This is a genomic window from Luteimonas changyuni, assembly GCF_039548395.1.
Taxonomy (GTDB): Bacteria; Pseudomonadota; Gammaproteobacteria; order Xanthomonadales; family Xanthomonadaceae; genus Luteimonas.
This window is the reverse complement of sequence record NZ_JBCLUZ010000045.1, coordinates 1-18400: the sequence shown is the minus strand read 5'-3', so window position 1 is coordinate 18400 and position 18400 is coordinate 1. Positions and strand designations below refer to the sequence as shown.

Sequence of the window (18400 nt, the reverse complement as noted above, 5' to 3'; positions counted from 1 at the left end):
CAATGTGCGGTGGCTGGTGGGAAAAGGCACGGGCTTCTGCGCACCTGCAGCCGAAGCGGGCCCCGTCGTGGCCGGGAGGCCTTCGCGGGGAAGTAAAGGAGGAGGCCTCCGCCGTCAGGCGGATGCGGGGGGACATGAGCCGCGAAGGCCTCCCGGCCACGACGGGGCCACTTGCACTACGCCGCGATCCCGGGTTCGATTGCGAGATGAACATCAAACCCCTTGCGGCTGTCCTCTGCCTCGCCCTGCTTGCCGGCTGCGTCCACCAGCCGCCGCGCAACCCGATGGCGCAGTGGGTGCCATCGCCGAATCATGACGAGCGTCGCCCGGTTGTCATCGTCCTGCACTACACCGAGCAGGACTCGGTCGAACAGAGCCTGCGCACGCTGAGTACCCGCAACAGCGGCGGGCCGGTGAGTTCGCACTACCTGGTCGGCGACGACGGCGCGATCTACCAGTTGGTCGCCGACTCGCGTCGCGCCTGGCACGCCGGTGGCGGGCGCTGGGGCACGATCACCGACCTCAATTCGGCGTCGATCGGGATCGAGATCGACAACGACGGCCGCGAACCCTTCACCGAGCCGCAGGTGCAGGCGCTCTTGCGCCTGCTCGAGGACCTGACCACGCGCCTGCGGATTCCGCGCAGCCAGGTGATCGGGCATTCCGACCTGGCGCCTTCGCGCAAGATCGATCCGGGTGCGCTGTTCCCTTGGAAACGGTTGGCCGAAGCCGGGTTCGGCATCTGGCCCGCCGATGACGCGCCACCGGCGCCGGATGGCTTCGATGCGATGCGCGCGCTGCGGCTGGTCGGCTATGTCGTTGACGATCCCGCTGCGGCCATCCGGGCATTCCGCCTGCGCTTTCGCGGCGATGCGCTGACCACGTTGGACGAGGAAGACCTGCGGATCCTGCACGCGCTGACGCTGCCGGAGGGCGCCGGGTTGCTGGACCCGACGCCCTAGACAATCATCGCGCGGGCGTTGCGCCGCGAAGTCCGCACGCCGCACCCCGCATTCCGCATTCCGCCGTTACCGGGTTACGGCGTTACGGGGTGGACCCGCCCAGGAACCAGTTGCCGGGCCAGGTGGGGCCGTCGGGATCGGGCGCCCGCGTGGTCCACTCGCCGCTGGCCGGATCGATGTACAGGGTTCCGACGTCCGGGTCGATATCGGGCACGCCGTCAGGGAAGCGCTTGGCGAATCCCTCCTGCAGCGCGGCGGTGCCGTGCCCGAACGGGAAGTTGGCCGGCAGCCCCTCACGATGCCCCAATGCACTGGGCATGCCCGGGACGCGGTCCTGGAGCAGGGTGAGCTCGTCGTTCCTGACGATGTAGGCGCGCACCAGGCCGCCTTCGCCGGCGTAGTACGGGGCCAGCTCGCGACCGTTCGCGAAGCTGCCGCCCTCGGCCGCGTGCTGGACGCCACCGCCGTCCTGGAACAGCGGGTTCTCGCGCGCGAGGTTGCGTGGATGCACCGCGGCCGGGTTGAACACGATCGCCGGCAGGTGGCCGGCGCCCGCGGCCATCGCGGCCTGCGAGGCCAGCCCACCGCCCAGCGAGTGCCCGGTCAGCACCAGGTTGTCGCCGTAGGCGGCATGCGCATGGCGCGTGAGTTCGACCGCATGCGTGTACTGCCCGGTCGGGAAGCCCAGGCCCTGCACGACGTCGGCCTTGATGTCACGCAGCGACGTGGGCGAGGTGCCCTTGAACGCGAGCACGAACTGGCCCTCGCCATTGGTGTAGATCGCGGCGCGCAGCCCGGACGCATGGTCGAGGTCGGCCGCGCTGATGCCCGGCGGCAGGTCCGCTTCGCCCAGCTGGCGGAAGCCGCCTTCAAGCGGCGTGCCGTCGGCCTTGTACACATGCCTGGCGATCTCCAGGAAATCGCCGTCCAGCCGGTGCGGCCCGGTGCCGAGCACGTCGTCGGCGAAGGTCCGGCCGGGTGGCACGGCGTATGCGGAGACCGCGCCAGGCGGCGTCGTCGCCGGTGCCTCGGCGCCGCGGACCAGCGCTTGGAACGCGCCGCCGTCGCCGGTGTAGATCTGCAGCCGGCCGCCTTCGGTCGGGATGGACGTCATCGAGCGGTCGGGGATGGCCCAGGTGTCGTTGACCTGGCGCGCGGTCGAAACCAGCACGTCGGTGTCGCGCGTCACCACGTAGGCGACGCGCGTCTTGTCGACGATCCCGCCGGGCGTGACCTCGATGGCGTGGCCGGGGTCCATGCCGCTGTAGGAGCCGTCGGCGTTGCGGACCGGGGCCGGGGCCTGCGGATCGATATTGCGCAGCACCTCGGACACCTTGCCGTACACCTCGGGCCGCACGCCGACGCTGGAGATGCCGATGTCCGTCGGCCGCGCGCTGGACGAGGGCGAGAAGTAGCTGCCCTTCGGCGCGCCCGGCGCCTGCCACTGGTAGACCACGGTGCCTTCGCGCAGGGTCTGTACCTCCACCGGGCGGGTGAAGTCGATGCCGCCCAGATGCGCGGGGTCGGCCGGCCGGCCGTTCACGCGCTCGTAGAACGCCGCTGCGGTGGCCTGGCGCTGGGCGAGGAGCTCGGGCGTTGGCGCGGCTTCGATGGCCAGCCGCGGCGGCGGCGCCTCGATGCCGGACCGCGCCGCGGTGCCGCCTGGCGGCGCGGCGTCGGTGATCGTGTACGCGCCATCCGGGCCCGCCGTGGCGAGCCGCGGTTCGGTCGCCGGTGCAGTGACCGGCCGGCCCTGCTGGTCCACGTAGCGCGCCGGCGCCAGGTTGTCGGCGGCGCCGGCGATGTTGTCGGCCGCGCCGGCGCCACCGGGCAGCCTGATCTTGGGGATCTTGATCGGGATCAGCATCGATGCGACGTCGAAGGTGATGTTGCCCAGCGCCTCGCCGTAGCGGCCGTCGCCCCAGGCCGCGCCGATGTGCGAGAACATGTGCGGTAGGCCTTCGATCATCGCCTTGCCGGTTTCCTGTCCACGCTGCGCGCTGGGCAGGAAGGCGGGGCCCTCGCCGCCGGTGACCAGGTCCGTGACGATGCCGGCACCCGACAGGTCGTAGGAGGTCTGCGCCAGCACGGCCAGCCCGACCACGAAGCCCACGCCGGCGTCCTTGACGCCGCCGCCAAAGCCCTGCAGCTGGCCCATGAAGGTGGTTTCGCCGTTGCCGCGGATGCTGGTGACCAGCTCCCGCATCTCCGCCGTGAACGCTTCGTTGCCTTCGGTGGCACGGTCGATGATGCCGTCGCGCAGCCAGTTCAGGCGCGCATTGGGATCGGTCCCGGTGACCTGGCGCATCAGCGCCGCCTGGCCTTCCGGGTCGAGCGCGGCCATTTCGGTCACCAGCGCCTGTACGCGCTCTTCCTGGTTGTCGACCATGAAGCGGCGCACGCCGGCGTCCATCACCCGGTCGCGCGCGGCCAGCACGTCGTCGCGCGAGTCGGCCGCGGTCTCGAGGCGGTTGCCCAGCAGCGCCTCGTAGGCCGTGCGGTCGATCCCGACCAGGCCGGCGTCCTTGTAGAGCGACAGTCCCGTGTCCTTCGCATCGGCCAGGGTCTCATCGCTCAGGAAGCCCTCGACGAACGCATCGCCGTGCATGCGCTCGTACAGCGCGACAAAGCGGGCCTGCGCCTGCGGGTCAGCGGCGCGCGCGTCGTATTCGGTCATGAAGGCCTGCAACTGTCCGGCCTGCTGCTCGTCGCCGGTGGCCGCGTACTCGCCGTACTCGCCGGTGTATTCGCCGGCGTCCACGTCCAGTTCGTGGATGGCCTGGATTGCCTGCAGGTCGTCGGCGGTGGTGCCGGGCACGCCGGTCATGATGTCGAGGCCACCGCCCTCAAGCAGCGCCAATTCGTCGGCCTTCAGGTTTTCCAGGATGCCTGTGCGGAACCAGGACTGGCCCATGCCCGGGTCCTGTTCCTGCAGCGCGCCCAGCACCATCTGCTGCGAGACCGGGTCGAGGTCCTGCAGGGTTTCCAGGGCGTAGAGCAGGCGCTTTTCGTAGTTGTCGCTCCACAGGTTGCGAACGCCGACGTCGAGGATGTCGCTGGCGACCTCGTCGGCACGGCCGGCATCGATGCGCTCGCCCTTGAGCGAGCCGATTTCCTGGATGGTGCCGCCATTGGAATCGATCTCGCGGATGCCCAGCGGCTCGCCGTCGGCGTTGTATTCGGTCACCACCTGGCTGCCATCGGCGGCGGTGACGGTTTCGCGGCTGGCGACTTCGGGCAGGCCCTCCAGCTTCTCGCGCGTGACGGTCTGCAGCAGGCTGCCATCGGCGCCGTGCAGGCGGGTGCTTGCCAACTGGCCGTCGGTGCCCAGGTTGTAGACGGTGCGGCTGCCATCCGCGGCGGTGTCGGTGACCTGCAGGTCGCCCTGGGGGCCGGTGGTTTCGGTCCGGGTCACGCCGGTGGCCTCGAACACGACGCTGCCGTCTCCGGTGGTCAGCGTCTGCGAGAGCATCGCATCCGGCACCCCTTCGCTGCCGGCAGGCGCCGCATGGATGGCGTACTCCATGCGCATGCCGCTGTCGTAGGCGTGGGTCACGGTCGATACGCCGGACTGCCCGGGCACGGGCGTGGACGACACGTGGCTGACTTCGCCGGTATCGAACGCCACTGTGTCGTCGGCGGCGATCTCGCGGATGCGCAGCGCGGGCGGGACGTCGGCTTCCGCGCCACCCTCGAGCAGCGTCACCGACTGGACCTGCTGGCCACCATCGGCGGCCGGCAGGACGACGTGGCGCACCACGCGCTCGGGTGCACCGGGCGTGTCGCCCCAGGTGTCGGTGATCACCGTGCCCTGGCCGTCGGCGGCCTGTTCGATGCTGCGTTCCGGCAGCCCGCTGGTGGTCGATGTGCCGTTGGCGACCACGGTGCGGCTCTCCAGCGGCACCTGGCCCGCGGCACCGCTTGCGCCGGCGTCGAACACCTGCGTGGTGGCTACGGCGTTGCCGCGCGCGTCGAGGCCTTCGGCCTGCACGATCCGGGTGCCATCGGCGTGCGTGGACGTCTGGATGCGGGTTCCGTCCGCTGCCTGGCTGGTGCTGGTGTCGGCCGCGGGCCCGGGCTGGCGCTGGTAGGCGATATCGCCGGCGTCGAGACGGGCCAGGGCGTGGTCGAAAGCGGCGTTGATCGTGCTGATATCGCCGCCGCGACCTTCCTGCATGGCCTTGTCGATCGCCGCCTGGCGACTCTCGGCGAGGTTGGCCTGCGTCTCCGGATGCGTGCTGCCGTGCACGCTGCCGCCGTGATCGTGGTTGGCCTGCGCAAGGGCGTCCTCGGCCTTCTCGATCTTCGGCGGTGGCGGTGGGGGCGGCGGAGGCGGCGGGGGGGCGACGCTGGCGTGTCGAGACACCGGGATGTTCATGGAGCTCTCCTGGCCACGCGCGGGCATGCCGGCGCGTGGCGAAATCGGGCTGCACCGTCCGCCGGCCTGGTGCCATGCGGATGCGCGGGTACGAGGGTTGCATCGCCGACCCCGGCGCTCAATACGGGATAACCCCATGTGCCGCTGTCGCAGTGCCCGTCTCTTGCACTAGATTGGTGCAATGTCGCCATCGCTCCCCCCGGATTTCGAACTGCTCAGCACGCCTGTCCTCGTGGTCAGCGGCGACGGAGCCGTGATCGCGGCCAATGCGGCCTGCGCCCAGTGGCTGGTGGTCAGTGCCCGGCGCCTGGCGGGGCTGCCGCTGGCCTCGCTGGAGTTCGAGGGCGATGCTTTGGCGCGGGCGCTGGAGGCGGCGATGCCGCGCCAATCCAGGCGCCTGCAGCGGCTCGCATTGGCCGTGCCCGGTGCCGCGCCGCGCTTCGCGGACGCCTGGCTGGGCCCCCACGGCAGCGGCTGGCTGCTGGAGCTGCATCCGGTGGACGAGTTCCCCGGTGGCGACCCGGTCGCGGCGCTGCCGCTGGCACTGTCGGCGGCGTTCAGGGGCCTGGCGCACGAGCTGCGCAACCCGCTTGCGGGCCTGAAGGGTGCCGCCCAGCTGCTGGCGCGCCGCATGCCCGGCGATGACGCTTCGGCGCGGGAGCTGCTGGACCTGGTCGATTCCGAGGTCGCGCGCCTGGCGCAGCTGGTCGACCGCATGCTTGACCCGGCGCCGCCGGTGCCGCACGCGTCGCTCAACGTGCACGCGGTGCTTGAGCGCGTGCTGCGCCTGGCCGAGGCCGACGTCGGCTGGGCGGTGAAGCTGGTGCGTGACTACGACCCCAGCCTCCCGGAATTCGAAGGCGGCCATGACCGCCTGGTGCAGGCGGTGTGGAACCTGGTGCGCAACGCGATCGAGGCCGGGGCGGGGGAAGTGACGCTGCGAACCCGGGCCGAGCACGGGGTACGCATCGGCAGCGAGCTGTATCCGCTGGCGCTGCGCCTGGACATCGTCGACGACGGCCGCGGCGTGCCCGACGAGCTGGCCGAACAGGTGTTCGTGCCGCTGGTCTCCGGCCGCGCCGAGGGCAGCGGCCTGGGCCTGGCGCTGGCGCAGCAGGTGGCGCGCGAGCATCGCGGCAGCCTCGCCTATCGTTCGCGCCCGGGACATACGGTATTCACGTTGTTGTTGCCGTATCCGCCGGTGCCCGCAGGTGGGGGCGCCGCCGCCGCCGGAACTGGAACCCGAGCTTGGAAGGATGGGGTGGAGAGGGGCGGTGCAGACGCGAATGCGGATGCGGAAGAACAGGAGGCCCGCGATGACAGGCAGTGAGGGCGCACGCATCTGGGTGGTCGATGACGACCGCGCGGTCCGCTTCGTGCTCGCCACCGCGCTGCGCGACGCCGGTTACGAAGTCACCGGCTTCGAATCGGCCGCTGACGTGCTGTCCACCCTCGATCGCGGTGCCGCTCCACCGCGGCTGCTGTTCACCGACGTGCGCATGCCCGGAGACGACGGCCTGCGTCTGCTCGACGCGCTCAGGCAACGGCTGCCGGCGCTGCCGGTGGTGGTGATGAGTGCCTACACCGACATCGCCAGCACCGCGGGCGCGTTCCGCGGCGGCGCCCGGGATTTCCTGCCCAAGCCCTTCGACCTCGACGACGCGGTGGCGCTGGCTGCGCGCGCGCTGGGCGGCGCCGGCGCCGCGCCCGTCGATGGCCGGGGACGCGACGCCGGCGGCGGGGATGCCGCGGCCGACGACGACGCGCTGGTGGGTGACGCACCCGCGATGCAACAGTTGTTCCGCGCCATCGGCCGGCTGGCGCAGGCGCCGCTGTCGGTGCTCATCACCGGCGAGACCGGCACCGGCAAGGAGCTGGTGGCGCGCGCGCTGCATCGTGAATCGCCGCGTGCACGCATGCCCCTGGTCGCGCTCAATACCGCGGCGATCCCGTCGGAGCTGCTGGAGAGCGAACTGTTCGGCCACGAGGCCGGCGCCTTCACCGGCGCGAGCCGGCGCCACGTGGGCCGCTTCGAACAGGCCGACGGCGGCACGCTCTTCCTCGACGAGATCGGCGACATGCCGCTGCCGCTGCAGACGCGCCTGCTGCGGGTGCTGGCCGAGGGCGAGTTCTTCCGCGTCGGCGGCCGCGAGCTGATCCGGGTCGACGTGCGCGTGGTCGCCGCGACCCACCAGGACCTGGAAGCGAAGGTGCGCGACGGCGGCTTCCGCGCCGACCTGCTGCATCGCCTTGACGTGGTGCGCCTGCGCCTGCCGCCGCTGCGCGAGCGCCGCGAGGACATCCCGCGGCTGGCCGAACGCTTCCTGCAGCGCGCGGCGCGGCGCTTCGCGGCGCCGGTGAAGCGACTCTCGCCCACGGCGCTGCAGCGCATGCAGGCGCACTCCTGGCCCGGCAACGTGCGCGAGCTGGAGAACCTGTGCTGGCGGATGGCCGCGCTGGCCTCGGGTGACGTGGTGGAGATCGCCGACCTCGACGAGGCGTGGGGGTCGCATGGTCGGCACGGCGACCCTGCGCCGGGCGGCGAAGACGACTGGGAGGCCGCGCTGCGCGGCTGGACGCGGACGCGGCTGGCCGCCGGCGCCGAGGGCATCCACGCCGATGCCCGCGCACGCCTGGACCGGGTGCTGCTGGAAACCGCGCTCGACCAGGCGGGCGGCCGCCGCAGCGAGGCCGCGGCGGCCCTCGGCGTCGGACGCAACACGCTCACCCGCAAGCTCGGCGCGCGCCGTCCCGGGTCCTGAACGCCGGGATCACGCACCCCATACCCGGCGGGCGCTACGCTAGCGCGCTCGCCCATTCATCCATGAGCCGAATGCGTCGCCTGACCGCCCTCATCTTTGCCACAGGAGTGCTCGCCGGCTGTGCCGGCGCGCCAAGCGCGACGCGCAAGCCGCCGCCGCCTCCGCCGCGGGCAGACGCCGGAACGGCGGCCAGCGCGCACGCCAACCTCACCGCGGCCTCGGCGACGCTGGCGAGCGGCCGCATCGTGCTGCGCGCCGAGCCGGGCGGGGTTCGTCTGTCGGGCGACGTCGGCGGCCTGAGCCGCAACGGCGCCCACGTCCTGCAGGTGCACGCGCGCGGCGACTGCAGCGCGATCGACGCATCCAGCGCCGGTCCCTGGTTCGACGCCAGCGGCAGCGGCGCGCTCAACGGCGGCAGCGACCGCATCGTCGCCAACGAGCGCGGCGTGGCCCACGTCGACCAGCTGGTCCCGGGGGCCGTGCTCGGCGGTGCCGCGGCCAACGACATCGCCGGCCGCTCGCTGGTCGTCCTCGGCTCCACCGCCGGCGCCACCGGCGCGCGGATCGCCTGCGGAATCATCACCATCGCGCCTCCGGGCGCGCCATAGGAAAGGAGTGCCACCCATGCGTACGATCCCCATGACCCTGCTTGCCGCCTCGCTCGCCCTCGGGCTTGCCGCCTGCAGCGATCGCCAGGACGGCTACGACGATGCCGCGACCCCGCCGGCCGCCACCGAAGCGCCGGCCGCGCCGGTCGCGCCCACCACCCCGGCCGCGACCGCCGACATGACCACCACCCCGGCCGCCGGCACGATGGCGATCCTGGCGGCGACCGAGGGCAATTCGGTGACCGGCGAGATCACCTTCGCGGCCGTCGACGGCGGCGTCGCCATCACCGGCCAGGTCAACGGCCTGCCGCCCAATACCGAGCACGGCTTCCACGTGCACGAGACCGGCGACTGCAGCGCGCCGGACGGCACCAGCGCCGGCGGCCATTTCAATCCGACCGACAGCGCCCACGGCCGCGTCAGCGCCGGCGAGCACCATGTCGGCGACACCGACAACATCAGGGCCGACGACACCGGCGTGGCCAGGGTCGACACCCGCCTGGACGGCGCCACGCTGGCCGATGGCGCGCCGACCGACGTTCTCGGCCGCGCGGTGATCGTGCACGCCGATCCCGACGACTACGCCACCCAGCCCACCGGCAATGCCGGCGCGCGCCTGGCCTGCGGCGTGATCACCCAGGCGATGTGATTCAGCGCGCGGGCGGGGCCTAGAGCTCCGCCCGCGCGTCGCCCTGGCAGTGGATGAACTCCACGGCCACGCCGTGCGCGCGCAGCAGGCTGGTGAACTGGCGCTGGCGGGCTTCGAAATGGACGTACAGGCGCTCAAGGCCACTGTGCGCCTGGTCGCCGGCGCCGCCGTCTCCGGTCCGGGGGGCATGCGATGCGTAGCGCGCGCGCCAGGCGGCGGGCGTGAACATCGCCATCCGCACGATGCCATCGGCGTAGCGCAGCAGGGGCTCCGGCGGTGCGTCGAGCCAGGCCTCGCGGGCGGGTGACAGCAGGGCGGCTTCCAGCAGCGGCCACAGCGGCGCCAGGCCGGCATGCTCGTACTGCATCGCGGTCAGCGCGCACAGGTCGTGCACGGTGAGGTGGCGCGCGTGCTCCACGCGCATGCCGAAGGCGTCCTGCATCGCCAGCGCGGCGCCGGCGCCGGCCATGCCTTCTTCCATCAGGTCGGCTTCGCAGCGGGCCGCGACGCGCGCGACCGTGGCCGGGTCGCCATCAAGCACATAGGGCAGCAGCCGCAGCGGGCCGCCGGAATACTCCGGCGCGGGCGACAGCGCGCCGGGCAGCCGGCCTTCGTGGCTGCCGAACGCGAGGATGCGTGGCCCACCACCGGGCGCGCGCGGGGCCTTGGCCGCCAGCTGCCACAGCTCCTGGTGCAGCGGCCAGCCCGGGCGCAGCAGCTCCACCGGATCGAAGTGCGCCGCGACCAGGGTGCAGTCGAGGCTGGCGGCTTCCGGTGCGAATTTCGCCAGGTCGGCGGCGACCAGCGCGGCGATTTCGCCGGCACCGGCCTGCGCCACCGCATCGCGCGCGGCGCGGCTGCCCGGCACGAGTTCAAGTGCCAGCGCGCCAAGCACGCGGCTGGTCCGGGGAGTGTTCTCTGCGGTCTTGTTCATTGGCCCTGCGCATGGGCGGCGCTAAACTCGCTGCCATTATGCCTGCCACGGTCGGTGGGCAGACTGCGAGGTCCCCAGATGCTGCATGGTCGCCCGGTCGCCGTCCTCGGCGGTGTTCGCATTCCCTTTTGCCGCCAGAACACGGCCTATGCCGATGTCGGCAACCTCGGCATGTCCGTGCGCACCCTGGGCGCGCTGGTGGAGAAGTTCGGCCTCCACGGCCAGCGCCTGGGCGAGGTCGCGATGGGCGCGGTGATCAAGCATTCCAGCGATTGGAACCTCGGGCGCGAGGCGGCGCTGTCGTCGGGACTGTCGGCGTTGACGCCGGGCATCACCCTGCAGCGCGCCTGCGGCACCTCGCTGGATTCGATCATCACCATCGGCAACAGGATTGCCGCCGGGCAGATCGACAGCGGCATCGGCGGCGGCAGCGACACCACTTCCGACGTTCCGATCGTGTACGGCAAGTCGCTGCGCCGGCGCCTGCTCGCGGCCAACGCGGCGAAGACCACCAAGGACAAGCTGGCGCAGTTCAGTGGCTTCCGCCCGGGCGAACTCAAGCCCGACTTCCCCGGCGTGGCCGAGCCGCGCACCGGCAAGTCGATGGGCGAGCATTGCGAGGACATGGCCAAGGAGTGGAGCATCTCGCGCGACTCGCAGGACGAGCTCGCGGTGGCCTCGCACCACAAGCTGGCCGCGGCCTACGAGCGCGGCTTCTTCGATGACCTGGTCGTGGCCTTCCGCGGCGTCTCGCGCGACAACGTGCTGCGCGCCGACACGTCGCTGGAAAAGCTGGCCACGCTCAAGCCGGCCTTCGATCGCAGTTCCGGGCTTGGCACGCTCACGGCCGGCAACTCCACCCCGCTCACCGACGGCGCCGCCGCCTGTCTGCTGTCGACCGACGAATGGGCCGCCGCGCACGGACACGAGGTGCTGTGCCACGTCCGCGACGCACACGTGGCCGCGGTCGATTTCGTGCACGGCGAAGGCCTGCTGATGGCGCCGACGGTCGCGGTCGCCGAGATGCTCGCGCGCAACGGCCTCACGCTGCAGGATTTCGACATCTACGAGATCCACGAGGCCTTTGCCGCCCAGGTGCTGTGCACGTTGCGCGCCTGGGAGAGCGAGGACTACTGCCGCAGCCGCCTGGGCCTGGATGCGCCGCTGGGCCGGATTGATCCGGCGAAGATCAACCCCGTCGGCTCATCGCTGGCCACCGGCCACCCGTTCGCCGCCACCGGCGCGCGCGTGGTGGCGACTGCGGCCCGCCAGCTGCAGGAGCGCGGCGGCGGCCGCGCCCTGATCTCGATCTGCACCGCCGGCGGCATGGGCGTGGTGGCGATCCTCGAGCGCTGAGCCGCCGCACATGGTGCCGGTGGGGCGCTCCCTCCGCCAACCGGCCCTGTAGGAGCAGCTATAGCTGCGATTGGCCACGGTTGGTCGCAGCTATAGCTGCTCCTACAGTTCAGCGGCCGCTCAATCGCGGATGCGCGGGAACCCGTGCTCGTCGCGGTCGTCGACCGCGGTGCGGTCATCGATGACGACGCGGTCCGCGCCCGCCACGCGGTCATCCCGCATGGCCTGGATGTCCTGCTGCGGTGCATGGCCCGGCATCGGCTCGGTGGCCTCGCCGCGCAGCGCGCGCAGCGTGTTGGCATAGGCGATCCGCGCGCGGGCGTCATCGCCCATCGCGGCGTGGCCATCGCCAAGCTGTTCCCAGGCTTCCGCGCCAGCACCCTGGGCCAGGGCCCGGTGCAGGTGGTCCTCGGCCCGTGGCCACTCGCCGCGGGCGCGCGCCAGTCGCGCCAGGGTCAGCAGCAGGGCGGGGCTGCCGGGATGCTGCTGCAGCCAGCGGCTGGCGTGGGCCTCGCGATGTTCGACGCGATCGATGGGCAGGCGGCCGTAGCACGCGGCCAGGCTTTCGTCCCAGCGCGTGTCCAGCGCGTGCTCGATGCTTGAGGTGGCGGCGTCTTCCCAGCGCAGCGCGGCGGCGCGCTCGGCGTAGGCGGACACCACCGCGGGCTCGGCGCGCAGCGCCTTGGGCACGCTTTCCCAGCGATCGGCCAGGGCGTTGGCATCCGACGCCTCGGCCAGGGCCTGTGCCGCCCAGGCGCGCTCGCGCTCGGCCAGGGCCGCCTCCGGCAGCGCCTGCTGCTGGCGAAGGGCGCCGAGCAGGGCATAGGCATCGCCCGCCTGGCGTGAGGTGGCCAGGGCGTCGGCGCGCAGGGCGAGCCCGCGCGGCGACAGCGGCTGCGCAGCGGGGTCGTCCAGCGCGACCAGGGCGTCGGTGGGGCGGTGTTCGGCCAGCGCCAGTTCGGCGCGACCGATGGCCCGGGTCAGGGCGTGGCGGGTGTCGATCGCATCAAGATGGCTGCGCGCTGCGGCGTGGTCGCCGCGGGCCATGGCGGATCGCGCGGCGGCAAGGCGTGCGACCGCGGCATCGCTGTCGTCGCCGGCCTGCGGCAGCAGCTTCTCGGCGCGCGCGTAGTGGCCCTGGTGCAGCGCCTCGAGGCCGGAGCCCAGGCGGGCGCGCGACTGCTGCTCGCGGCGGCGGCGGAAGGCGCGCAGCGGCAGCGCCACCAGCGACCACAGCAGCCACAGCGCGAACAGTCCCGCGACCACGGCCACCGAGACCCAGAGCAGGTTGGTGGTGTAGTCCCAGCCGCGATAGCGCACCAGCACGTAGCCGGGGTCCTGGGCCAGGAGGTGCCAGGCCAGGGCGCCGATGATCGCCAGCAGGATCCAGACAAGCAGGGTGCGGAACAGGTTCATGGCGGGTCTCCAGATGCTGGCGCCACCGTAGCCCCGCCGGTGTCGCGACCGTGTTCATGTCGCTGCGCGCGCGGCAGCCGGTTCAGCGGGGCAGGTCCGGGGCGGCGTCGGGGACTGCGCCCGGCGCCGCGTCCGGCACCGCGTCCGGCGCCGCGGCTGCGTCATTGCCGCGGAGCCTCCGCAGCTGTTCCAGCGACGTCCCGAGCTCGGGCAGGGCCAGGGTGAGCGGCAGCGCGGCCATCGCCTCGAGCTCGCGCGCCAACGCGTCGCGCGCCGGCGAAGCGGGTCGGAGCCGCGGCAGCCACGCCGATGCGCGCGCCAGCGCGGCGGCATGGCCGTCCGCGTCCCGGCGCTCGGCGGCGGTGCGCGCAAGCGTGAGTTCCAGGCGCAGGGCGGCATGGCCGGCCGCCTGTTCGCCTGAATCCACGGCCAGGCGATCATCGCTGGGGCGCACCGCGACGATGCGTCGTGCCAGGCGTCGCCACCACGGCGCGCCGCTGCCGTTCGCGGACTCCGCCTCCGTCTCCGCCTCGGAAACCCCTGCCGGGCCGGCGTCGAAACCGGCTTCGAAGGCATCGATGCGCTTGACGGCGCGGACCCGCGGATCCTCGCCCAGGGCATCGAGCATGGCCCGCTCCTGGACCAGCGCCTGGCGCAGGTCGATGTCGCCGGGGGCCGCCAGCGAATCGGCCAGGCGCGCGGCCAGGGCGTAGGCACGGCGGGCGCCATCGACGTCGGCCGCCACCAGCAGGCGCTGCTGGCCCTGGGCAAGCAGCAGCTCGATTTCATCCATGCGCAGCGCCCGGGCGGCGTCGTGCGCCGGGTCGGCCAGCCGCTGCACGCTGTCTTCAAGCAGGGCTGCGCGCTGGCCCATGGCCAGCAGCTCGTCGCGCAGCAGGCGATTGGTGGCTTCGGACTGCTGCATGCGCTTGCCCTGGGCCTGCTGGTTGTCGCGCATGACCGCGACCCGCTGCGCGAGGGCGTCCAGGCGCAGGGTCTCCTCTGCGTCCGCCGTGCGGCGGGCTTCGGTCTCCGCCTGCCAGGCGCGCCAGCCCAGGGCGCCGGCGATCGGCACCATGACGAGCAGCAGCAGCCAGGCAAAGCCGGAGGTGCGGCGCCGCGGTGCGGGCGCAGGGGGCTGGGGCAGGTTCACGGTGCGCGGGAGGGGGTGGCGGAGCGTCTATGTTAGGGCTTTGCCGCCGCTCCGACGCAGGCTGCAAGCATCGCTGAAGGCCGTGCGCTGGACGCGACCGCGGCCACCTGCAGGCCATGTTCGCGGGCAAGGTCGCCAAGGCGCTCGCTGGCTGCGACCACCGGCGTGGCGCGCAGCCGCGCCAGCGCGTCGCCAGCCACTGAGGAAAGCACGTGTTCCAGGGCCTCGCCGCTGCTCAGCAGCAGCCATGCCGGCGCGGCCAGCGCGCGCAGCGCGGCCAGTGACCGCGGCGAAGGCATGACAGGCACGCGCTCGTAGACGTTCGCGCGCAGTACGCGCGCACCGCGTCCGGCGAGGGTGGCGGCGATCACGCCGCGGCCGCCCGGTGCGGTCACCAGGCCGACGTCGAGCCCGCGCACTTCGCGGAGCGCGGGCATGGCCAGCAGGCCTTCGCTGTCCATCCGTTCCGGAGAGGGGATGTCGCCGGCGCCGGCCTGGGCAAGCCCCAGCGCCGTGCCTGCGCCGACCGCGACCCAGGCCTGCCCGGGCCTTGGCCGCAGTGGTTCGAGCGCCGCTGCGGCGGTGACCGCGGCAGGGCTGGTGAACACCACGCGCGGTGCCGCCAGCGCCCGGCGCAGGCCGGCGCGTGCGTGGTCATCATCGAGCCGCGCTATGCGCCACGGCGACAGCGCGAGCGTGCGCGCGCCCAGCGCGGCCGCGGCGCGGCGCACGGGCCGGTGGCCGCCGGCCGGGCGCAGTGAGATGACGTAGCATCCGGTCAGTGGCCCGGTGGAGGCGTGCGCAGGCATCGCGCAAGCTTGGTGCCTCGCGCCGGCGCCGGCAAGGCGCCGGTCCCGCAACCCTGTATGGAACGGCTGCATGCAAGTGGATGACGAACTCCGCGCGCTGGATGCGCACTACCGATCGATGCCGCCGGTTGCGGCCATGGACATCACCATCGCTGGCCGCGAGGGCGACACGCTCGCCCTGCGCGCGCCGCTGGCGCTCAACGTCAACGACAAGGGCTGCGCCTTCGGCGGCAGCCTGGTGTCGCTGATGACGCTGGCCGGCTGGGGCCTGGTGACGCTGCGCTGCCGGCAGCTGGGCATCGCCGCCGACGTCTACGTGGCCGACAGCGAGATCCGCTACCTGGCGCCGCTGTACACCGACCTGCAGGCCACCGCGGCGCTTGCCGACGGCAGCGGCTGGGCACCGTTCGATGCGGCCCTGCGCAGCCGCGGGCGCGCACGGGTGCGCATCGCCGCCCGCGTGCCGCTTCCCGACGGCGGCATCGCCACCACCCTGCGCGCGGGTTACGCGGCCATCGCCAAGGGGTAGCATGGCCGCCGACGTTCCGCGGACACTGCCCATGCGACTGACGCGCCACCGCACCGCCCTCGCTTTCATCCTGCTGGTTGCCTGCGCGCTGCTGCTGCCGGCCTGCGCCAGCGGTGCCGGCAAGGGCGAGGCCCTGCATCGCGCCCAGTACGCCTGGTCGGCGGCCATCCGCTGGGGCGACTTCGAAGGTGCATGGAACCTGGTCGATCCCGACGTCCGCGAACAGCACCCGCTGAGCGAGCTTGAACTCGAGCGCTACAAGCAGGTCCAGGTCTCGCACTACCGGGAGATGGGCGCGGCGCAGGTGGCGGACGACACCGCCCTGCGCGACATCGACATCGGCGTGATCAACCGCCACACCATGGCCGAACGCGGCATGCGCTACCAGGAAGCCTGGCGCTACGACGAAGAAGCCCGCACCTGGTGGATCACCGGCGGCCTGCCGGACTTCTGGCGCGGGCAATAGCACGGCCGGCGGGCGCGTCCGCCGACGTGGCTTTGCGCCACCGCCGGCGCTGGGCCACAATCGCTGCCCGCCGCCAAGCAGCCAAGCACCGTGAATCCTGAAGAACTGTGGGCCTTCCTGGGCCGCAACCCCATGCTTTCGCTGGCCTTCGCCGGCATCCTGGTGGCCCTGGTCTATACCGAAGTCGCGCGCCTGTTCCGCGGCTTCAAAAGCCTGCGCCCGGCCGAACTGACCGCGCTGATCAATCGTGAAAACGCCCTGGTGGTCGACCTGCGCCCGGCGGCGGAATTCGAGAAGGGGCACATCCCCGGCTCGAAGAACGTGCAGATGGCCCAGTTCGATCCCGAGAACAAGGCGCTCGCCGGTGCGAAGGCGCTGCCGGTGGTGGCCGTGTGCAAGGCCGGGATGACCGCGATGGATGCCGCCAAACGCCTGCGCAAGGCCGGCTTCGAGCGGGTCCATGTGCTCGACGGCGGCATCGGCGCCTGGCAGCAGGCGGACCTTCCGCTGGCCAAGGGGCGCGGCAAGTAGCCGCGACCGTCGTGCGATAATCCCCGTCTTAACCGAATTCCGCTGGAGTTGACCCAGATGTCCGAGCAAGAAGCCACGAACGCGAACGGCGCCGCCGGTGCCGTTCCCGAGCAGCCCGCGGGCGCGCAGTTCACCGTCGATAAGATCTACGTCAAGGACGTCTCGTTCGAATCGCCGAAGTCTCCGCAGACGTTTTCCGAGCAGGGCCAGCCGCAGCTGCAGATGAACCTCAACCAGCGCGTCAACCGCATCGGCGACGCTGCCTTCGAAGTGGTGCTGGGCATCAACCTGACCTGCAAGCTGGGCGAAGACCAGGTCATCTACCTGGTCGAAGTGCAGCAGGCCGGCCTGTTCAACATGTCCGGCTTCGACGAGCAGTCGCTTGACGCGATGCTCGGCACGCACTGCCCGGCGATCCTGTATCCGTATGCGCGCCAGCTCGTCGGCAGCCTGATCCAGGCGGGCGGCTTTGCTCCGTTTGTGCTGCAGCCGATCAACTTCGACGCGCTGTATGCCGAGGGCCTGCGCCAGCGCGCCGCCCAGCAGGCGCAGCAGCCGGCCGGCACCGACCTGGCCAGCAGCGAGACCGGCGGCAACGCCTGACCCGTGGTGACGCAGCCTTACATCGCACCGCCGGGCAAGCCGGCGGTCGCGGTGCTCGGCGCCGGCTCCTGGGGCACGGCGCTCGCGGCGCTGACTGCGCGCCACGGCCACGCGACCCGGCTCTGGGGGCGTGACGCCGAGGTCGCGGCGGCGGTCGACTCGCGACACGAGAACCCGCGCTACCTTCCGGGCATCGCGCTGCCGGAGTCGCTGCGCGCAAGCACCGACCTCGCCACGGTGCTGGCCGGCGCCGACCTGGTGCTGGTGGTGGTGCCGTCGCATGCCTTCGCCGAAACCCTGCGCGCACTGGCGCCGCTGCGTCCCGCGCACGCCGGCGTGGCCTGGGCGACCAAGGGCTTCGAGCCCGGGTCCGGGCGCTTCCTGCACGAGGTGGCCGGCGAGGTGCTGGGCGCCGACGTGCCCCTGGCCGTGGTCACGGGACCCTCGTTCGCGAAGGAAGTCGCCGCCGGCCAGCCGACCGCGGTCACCGTGCACGGCGATGACGAGGCCTTTGCACAGGCGGTCGCCGACATCCTGCATGGCCCCGCGTTCCGCGCCTACACCGGCAACGACATGCGCGGCGCCGAACTCGGCGGCGCGATGAAAAACGTGCTGGCGGTCGCCACCGGCGTCGCCGACGGCATGGGCCTGGGCCTCAACGCCCGCGCCGGCCTGATCACCCGCGGCCTGAACGAGATGCTGCGCCTGAACATCGCCATCGGCGGCCGGCCTGAAACCCTGATGGGCCTGGCCGGGCTTGGCGACCTGGTGCTGACCTGCACCGGCGACCTGTCGCGCAACCGCCGCCTGGGCCTGGCCCTGGGCCGTGGCCAGAGCCTGGACGATGCCGTGCGCGAGATCGGCCAGGTGGTGGAATCACTGCAGACCGCCGACGAAGTGATGCGCCAGGCCGAAGCCCACGGCGTCGAGCTGCCGATCTCGGTCAATGTCCGCGCCGTACTGCATGGCGACATCACGCCTGCCGAAGGCCTCGCGCGGCTGCTGGCGCGCGAGCAGAAGGCCGAGTACGCCGGCAAGCTCATCTGAGCGCCGGCCGCCCCGGATACGGGCGCGCAAAAAAGGTCGTTCTCTCGACTACGTGGAGCTTGCGGGTGATTGCTCCGGGAGGGTGCGCGCTGCCCGCCGTGGAGGCAGGGGGGATGCCCAGCCGGAATATGCGCATCCTGCTCCCAGTTCCGGCCGCCGGCCATCCATGGCCGGCTCTGGGCATCCCCCCTGCCTCC

The 18400-nt window shown here is 72.4% G+C and carries 16 protein-coding genes; 11 read left to right on the top strand and 5 right to left on the bottom strand.

What is annotated here, in order from left to right; translation table 11 throughout:
• The first annotated feature begins 206 nt into the window (after positions 1-206).
• Positions 207-962 carry an N-acetylmuramoyl-L-alanine amidase gene (locus WCD84_RS13635; RefSeq protein WP_343281722.1) on the top strand — a complete coding sequence of 252 codons (756 nt, stop codon included), beginning with the start codon at positions 207-209 and terminating at the stop codon, positions 960-962.
• Between the two features lie 82 nt (positions 963-1044).
• Here the strand turns inward: WCD84_RS13635 and WCD84_RS13630 are convergent, their stop codons facing one another.
• Positions 1045-5340, bottom strand: a complete 4296-nt coding sequence (locus WCD84_RS13630; RefSeq protein WP_343281721.1) for a polymorphic toxin type 46 domain-containing protein — start codon at positions 5338-5340, stop codon at positions 1045-1047.
• Positions 5341-5521: 181 nt separating this feature from the next.
• Between WCD84_RS13630 and WCD84_RS13625 the strand changes: the two genes are divergently transcribed.
• The 4 genes from WCD84_RS13625 to WCD84_RS13610 all read left to right on the top strand — a co-directional run bounded on the left by WCD84_RS13625 (position 5522) and on the right by WCD84_RS13610 (position 9359).
• Positions 5522-6670: a two-component system sensor histidine kinase NtrB gene (locus tag WCD84_RS13625; protein WP_343281720.1), complete on the top strand. Its 1149-nt coding sequence runs from the start codon at positions 5522-5524 to the stop codon at positions 6668-6670.
• On the top strand, positions 6657-8102 hold the full coding sequence (gene ntrC, locus WCD84_RS13620) for a nitrogen regulation protein NR(I) (RefSeq protein ID WP_343281719.1): 1446 nt from the start codon (positions 6657-6659) through the stop codon (positions 8100-8102). The genes WCD84_RS13625 and ntrC overlap by 14 nt, the downstream gene beginning before the upstream one ends.
• Positions 8103-8164: 62 nt before the next feature.
• Complete coding sequence (locus tag WCD84_RS13615) at positions 8165-8710, top strand: superoxide dismutase family protein (protein WP_343256061.1); 546 nt, start codon at positions 8165-8167, stop codon at positions 8708-8710.
• 16 nt (positions 8711-8726) lie between these two features.
• Complete coding sequence (locus WCD84_RS13610; protein WP_343281718.1) at positions 8727-9359, top strand: superoxide dismutase family protein; 633 nt, start codon at positions 8727-8729, stop codon at positions 9357-9359.
• Positions 9360-9378: 19 nt separating this feature from the next.
• Here WCD84_RS13610 and WCD84_RS13605 read toward each other — a convergent pair whose 3' ends face one another.
• Positions 9379-10293 carry a hypothetical protein gene (locus tag WCD84_RS13605; RefSeq protein WP_343281717.1) on the bottom strand — a complete coding sequence of 305 codons (915 nt, stop codon included), beginning with the start codon at positions 10291-10293 and terminating at the stop codon, positions 9379-9381.
• Positions 10294-10371: 78 nt separating this feature from the next.
• Between WCD84_RS13605 and WCD84_RS13600 the strand changes: the two genes are divergently transcribed.
• Positions 10372-11649, top strand: a complete 1278-nt coding sequence (locus tag WCD84_RS13600) for an acetyl-CoA C-acetyltransferase (protein WP_343279759.1) — start codon at positions 10372-10374, stop codon at positions 11647-11649.
• Positions 11650-11769: 120 nt separating this feature from the next.
• On the opposite strand, the gene WCD84_RS13595 is transcribed toward WCD84_RS13600, so the two are convergent.
• From WCD84_RS13595 to WCD84_RS13585, 3 genes are all read right to left on the bottom strand, one after another.
• Positions 11770-13065, bottom strand: coding sequence for a heme biosynthesis HemY N-terminal domain-containing protein (locus WCD84_RS13595; RefSeq protein ID WP_343281716.1), 1296 nt, complete (start codon positions 13063-13065; stop codon positions 11770-11772).
• An 82-nt stretch (positions 13066-13147) separates the two neighbouring features.
• Positions 13148-14218 carry a uroporphyrinogen-III C-methyltransferase gene (locus WCD84_RS13590; protein WP_343281715.1) on the bottom strand — a complete coding sequence of 357 codons (1071 nt, stop codon included), beginning with the start codon at positions 14216-14218 and terminating at the stop codon, positions 13148-13150.
• Between the two features lie 32 nt (positions 14219-14250).
• Complete coding sequence (locus tag WCD84_RS13585; RefSeq protein WP_343256067.1) at positions 14251-15027, bottom strand: uroporphyrinogen-III synthase; 777 nt, start codon at positions 15025-15027, stop codon at positions 14251-14253.
• Between the two features lie 70 nt (positions 15028-15097).
• On the opposite strand from WCD84_RS13585, the gene WCD84_RS13580 reads away from it, so the two are divergent.
• From WCD84_RS13580 to WCD84_RS13560, 5 genes are all read left to right on the top strand, one after another.
• A complete protein-coding gene (locus WCD84_RS13580) occupies positions 15098-15556 on the top strand; it encodes a YiiD C-terminal domain-containing protein (protein ID WP_343256068.1) in 459 nt (152 codons plus the stop codon).
• Between the two features lie 31 nt (positions 15557-15587).
• On the top strand, positions 15588-16022 hold the full coding sequence (locus WCD84_RS13575) for a hypothetical protein (protein WP_343281714.1): 435 nt from the start codon (positions 15588-15590) through the stop codon (positions 16020-16022).
• A gap of 90 nt (positions 16023-16112) precedes the next feature.
• A complete protein-coding gene (locus tag WCD84_RS13570) occupies positions 16113-16553 on the top strand; it encodes a rhodanese-like domain-containing protein (RefSeq protein WP_343256070.1) in 441 nt (146 codons plus the stop codon).
• A 57-nt stretch (positions 16554-16610) separates the two neighbouring features.
• The gene (secB, locus tag WCD84_RS13565) at positions 16611-17156 is read left to right on the top strand and encodes a protein-export chaperone SecB (RefSeq protein WP_343279754.1); all 546 of its coding nucleotides are present in this window, start codon (positions 16611-16613) and stop codon (positions 17154-17156) included.
• A gap of 21 nt (positions 17157-17177) precedes the next feature.
• Complete coding sequence (locus WCD84_RS13560) at positions 17178-18203, top strand: NAD(P)H-dependent glycerol-3-phosphate dehydrogenase (RefSeq protein ID WP_343279842.1); 1026 nt, start codon at positions 17178-17180, stop codon at positions 18201-18203.
• Positions 18204-18400 lie beyond the last annotated feature (197 nt).

Bases quoted from the DNA above. Each gene is read 5' to 3' on its own strand.
- WCD84_RS13635 (WP_343281722.1), top strand. From the start codon at position 207: ATGAACATCAAACCCCTTGCGGCTGTCCTCTGCCTCGCCCTGCTTGCC.
- WCD84_RS13630 (WP_343281721.1), bottom strand. From the start codon at position 5,340: ATGAACATCCCGGTGTCTCGACACGCCAGCGTCGCCCCCCCGCCGCCT.
- WCD84_RS13625 (WP_343281720.1), top strand. From the start codon at position 5,522: ATGTCGCCATCGCTCCCCCCGGATTTCGAACTGCTCAGCACGCCTGTC.
- ntrC (WP_343281719.1), top strand. From the start codon at position 6,657: ATGACAGGCAGTGAGGGCGCACGCATCTGGGTGGTCGATGACGACCGC.
- WCD84_RS13615 (WP_343256061.1), top strand. From the start codon at position 8,165: ATGAGCCGAATGCGTCGCCTGACCGCCCTCATCTTTGCCACAGGAGTG.
- WCD84_RS13610 (WP_343281718.1), top strand. From the start codon at position 8,727: ATGCGTACGATCCCCATGACCCTGCTTGCCGCCTCGCTCGCCCTCGGG.
- WCD84_RS13605 (WP_343281717.1), bottom strand. From the start codon at position 10,293: ATGAACAAGACCGCAGAGAACACTCCCCGGACCAGCCGCGTGCTTGGC.
- WCD84_RS13600 (WP_343279759.1), top strand. From the start codon at position 10,372: ATGCTGCATGGTCGCCCGGTCGCCGTCCTCGGCGGTGTTCGCATTCCC.
- WCD84_RS13595 (WP_343281716.1), bottom strand. From the start codon at position 13,065: ATGAACCTGTTCCGCACCCTGCTTGTCTGGATCCTGCTGGCGATCATC.
- WCD84_RS13585 (WP_343256067.1), bottom strand. From the start codon at position 15,027: ATGCCTGCGCACGCCTCCACCGGGCCACTGACCGGATGCTACGTCATC.
- WCD84_RS13580 (WP_343256068.1), top strand. From the start codon at position 15,098: ATGCAAGTGGATGACGAACTCCGCGCGCTGGATGCGCACTACCGATCG.
- WCD84_RS13575 (WP_343281714.1), top strand. From the start codon at position 15,588: ATGCGACTGACGCGCCACCGCACCGCCCTCGCTTTCATCCTGCTGGTT.
- secB (WP_343279754.1), top strand. From the start codon at position 16,611: ATGTCCGAGCAAGAAGCCACGAACGCGAACGGCGCCGCCGGTGCCGTT.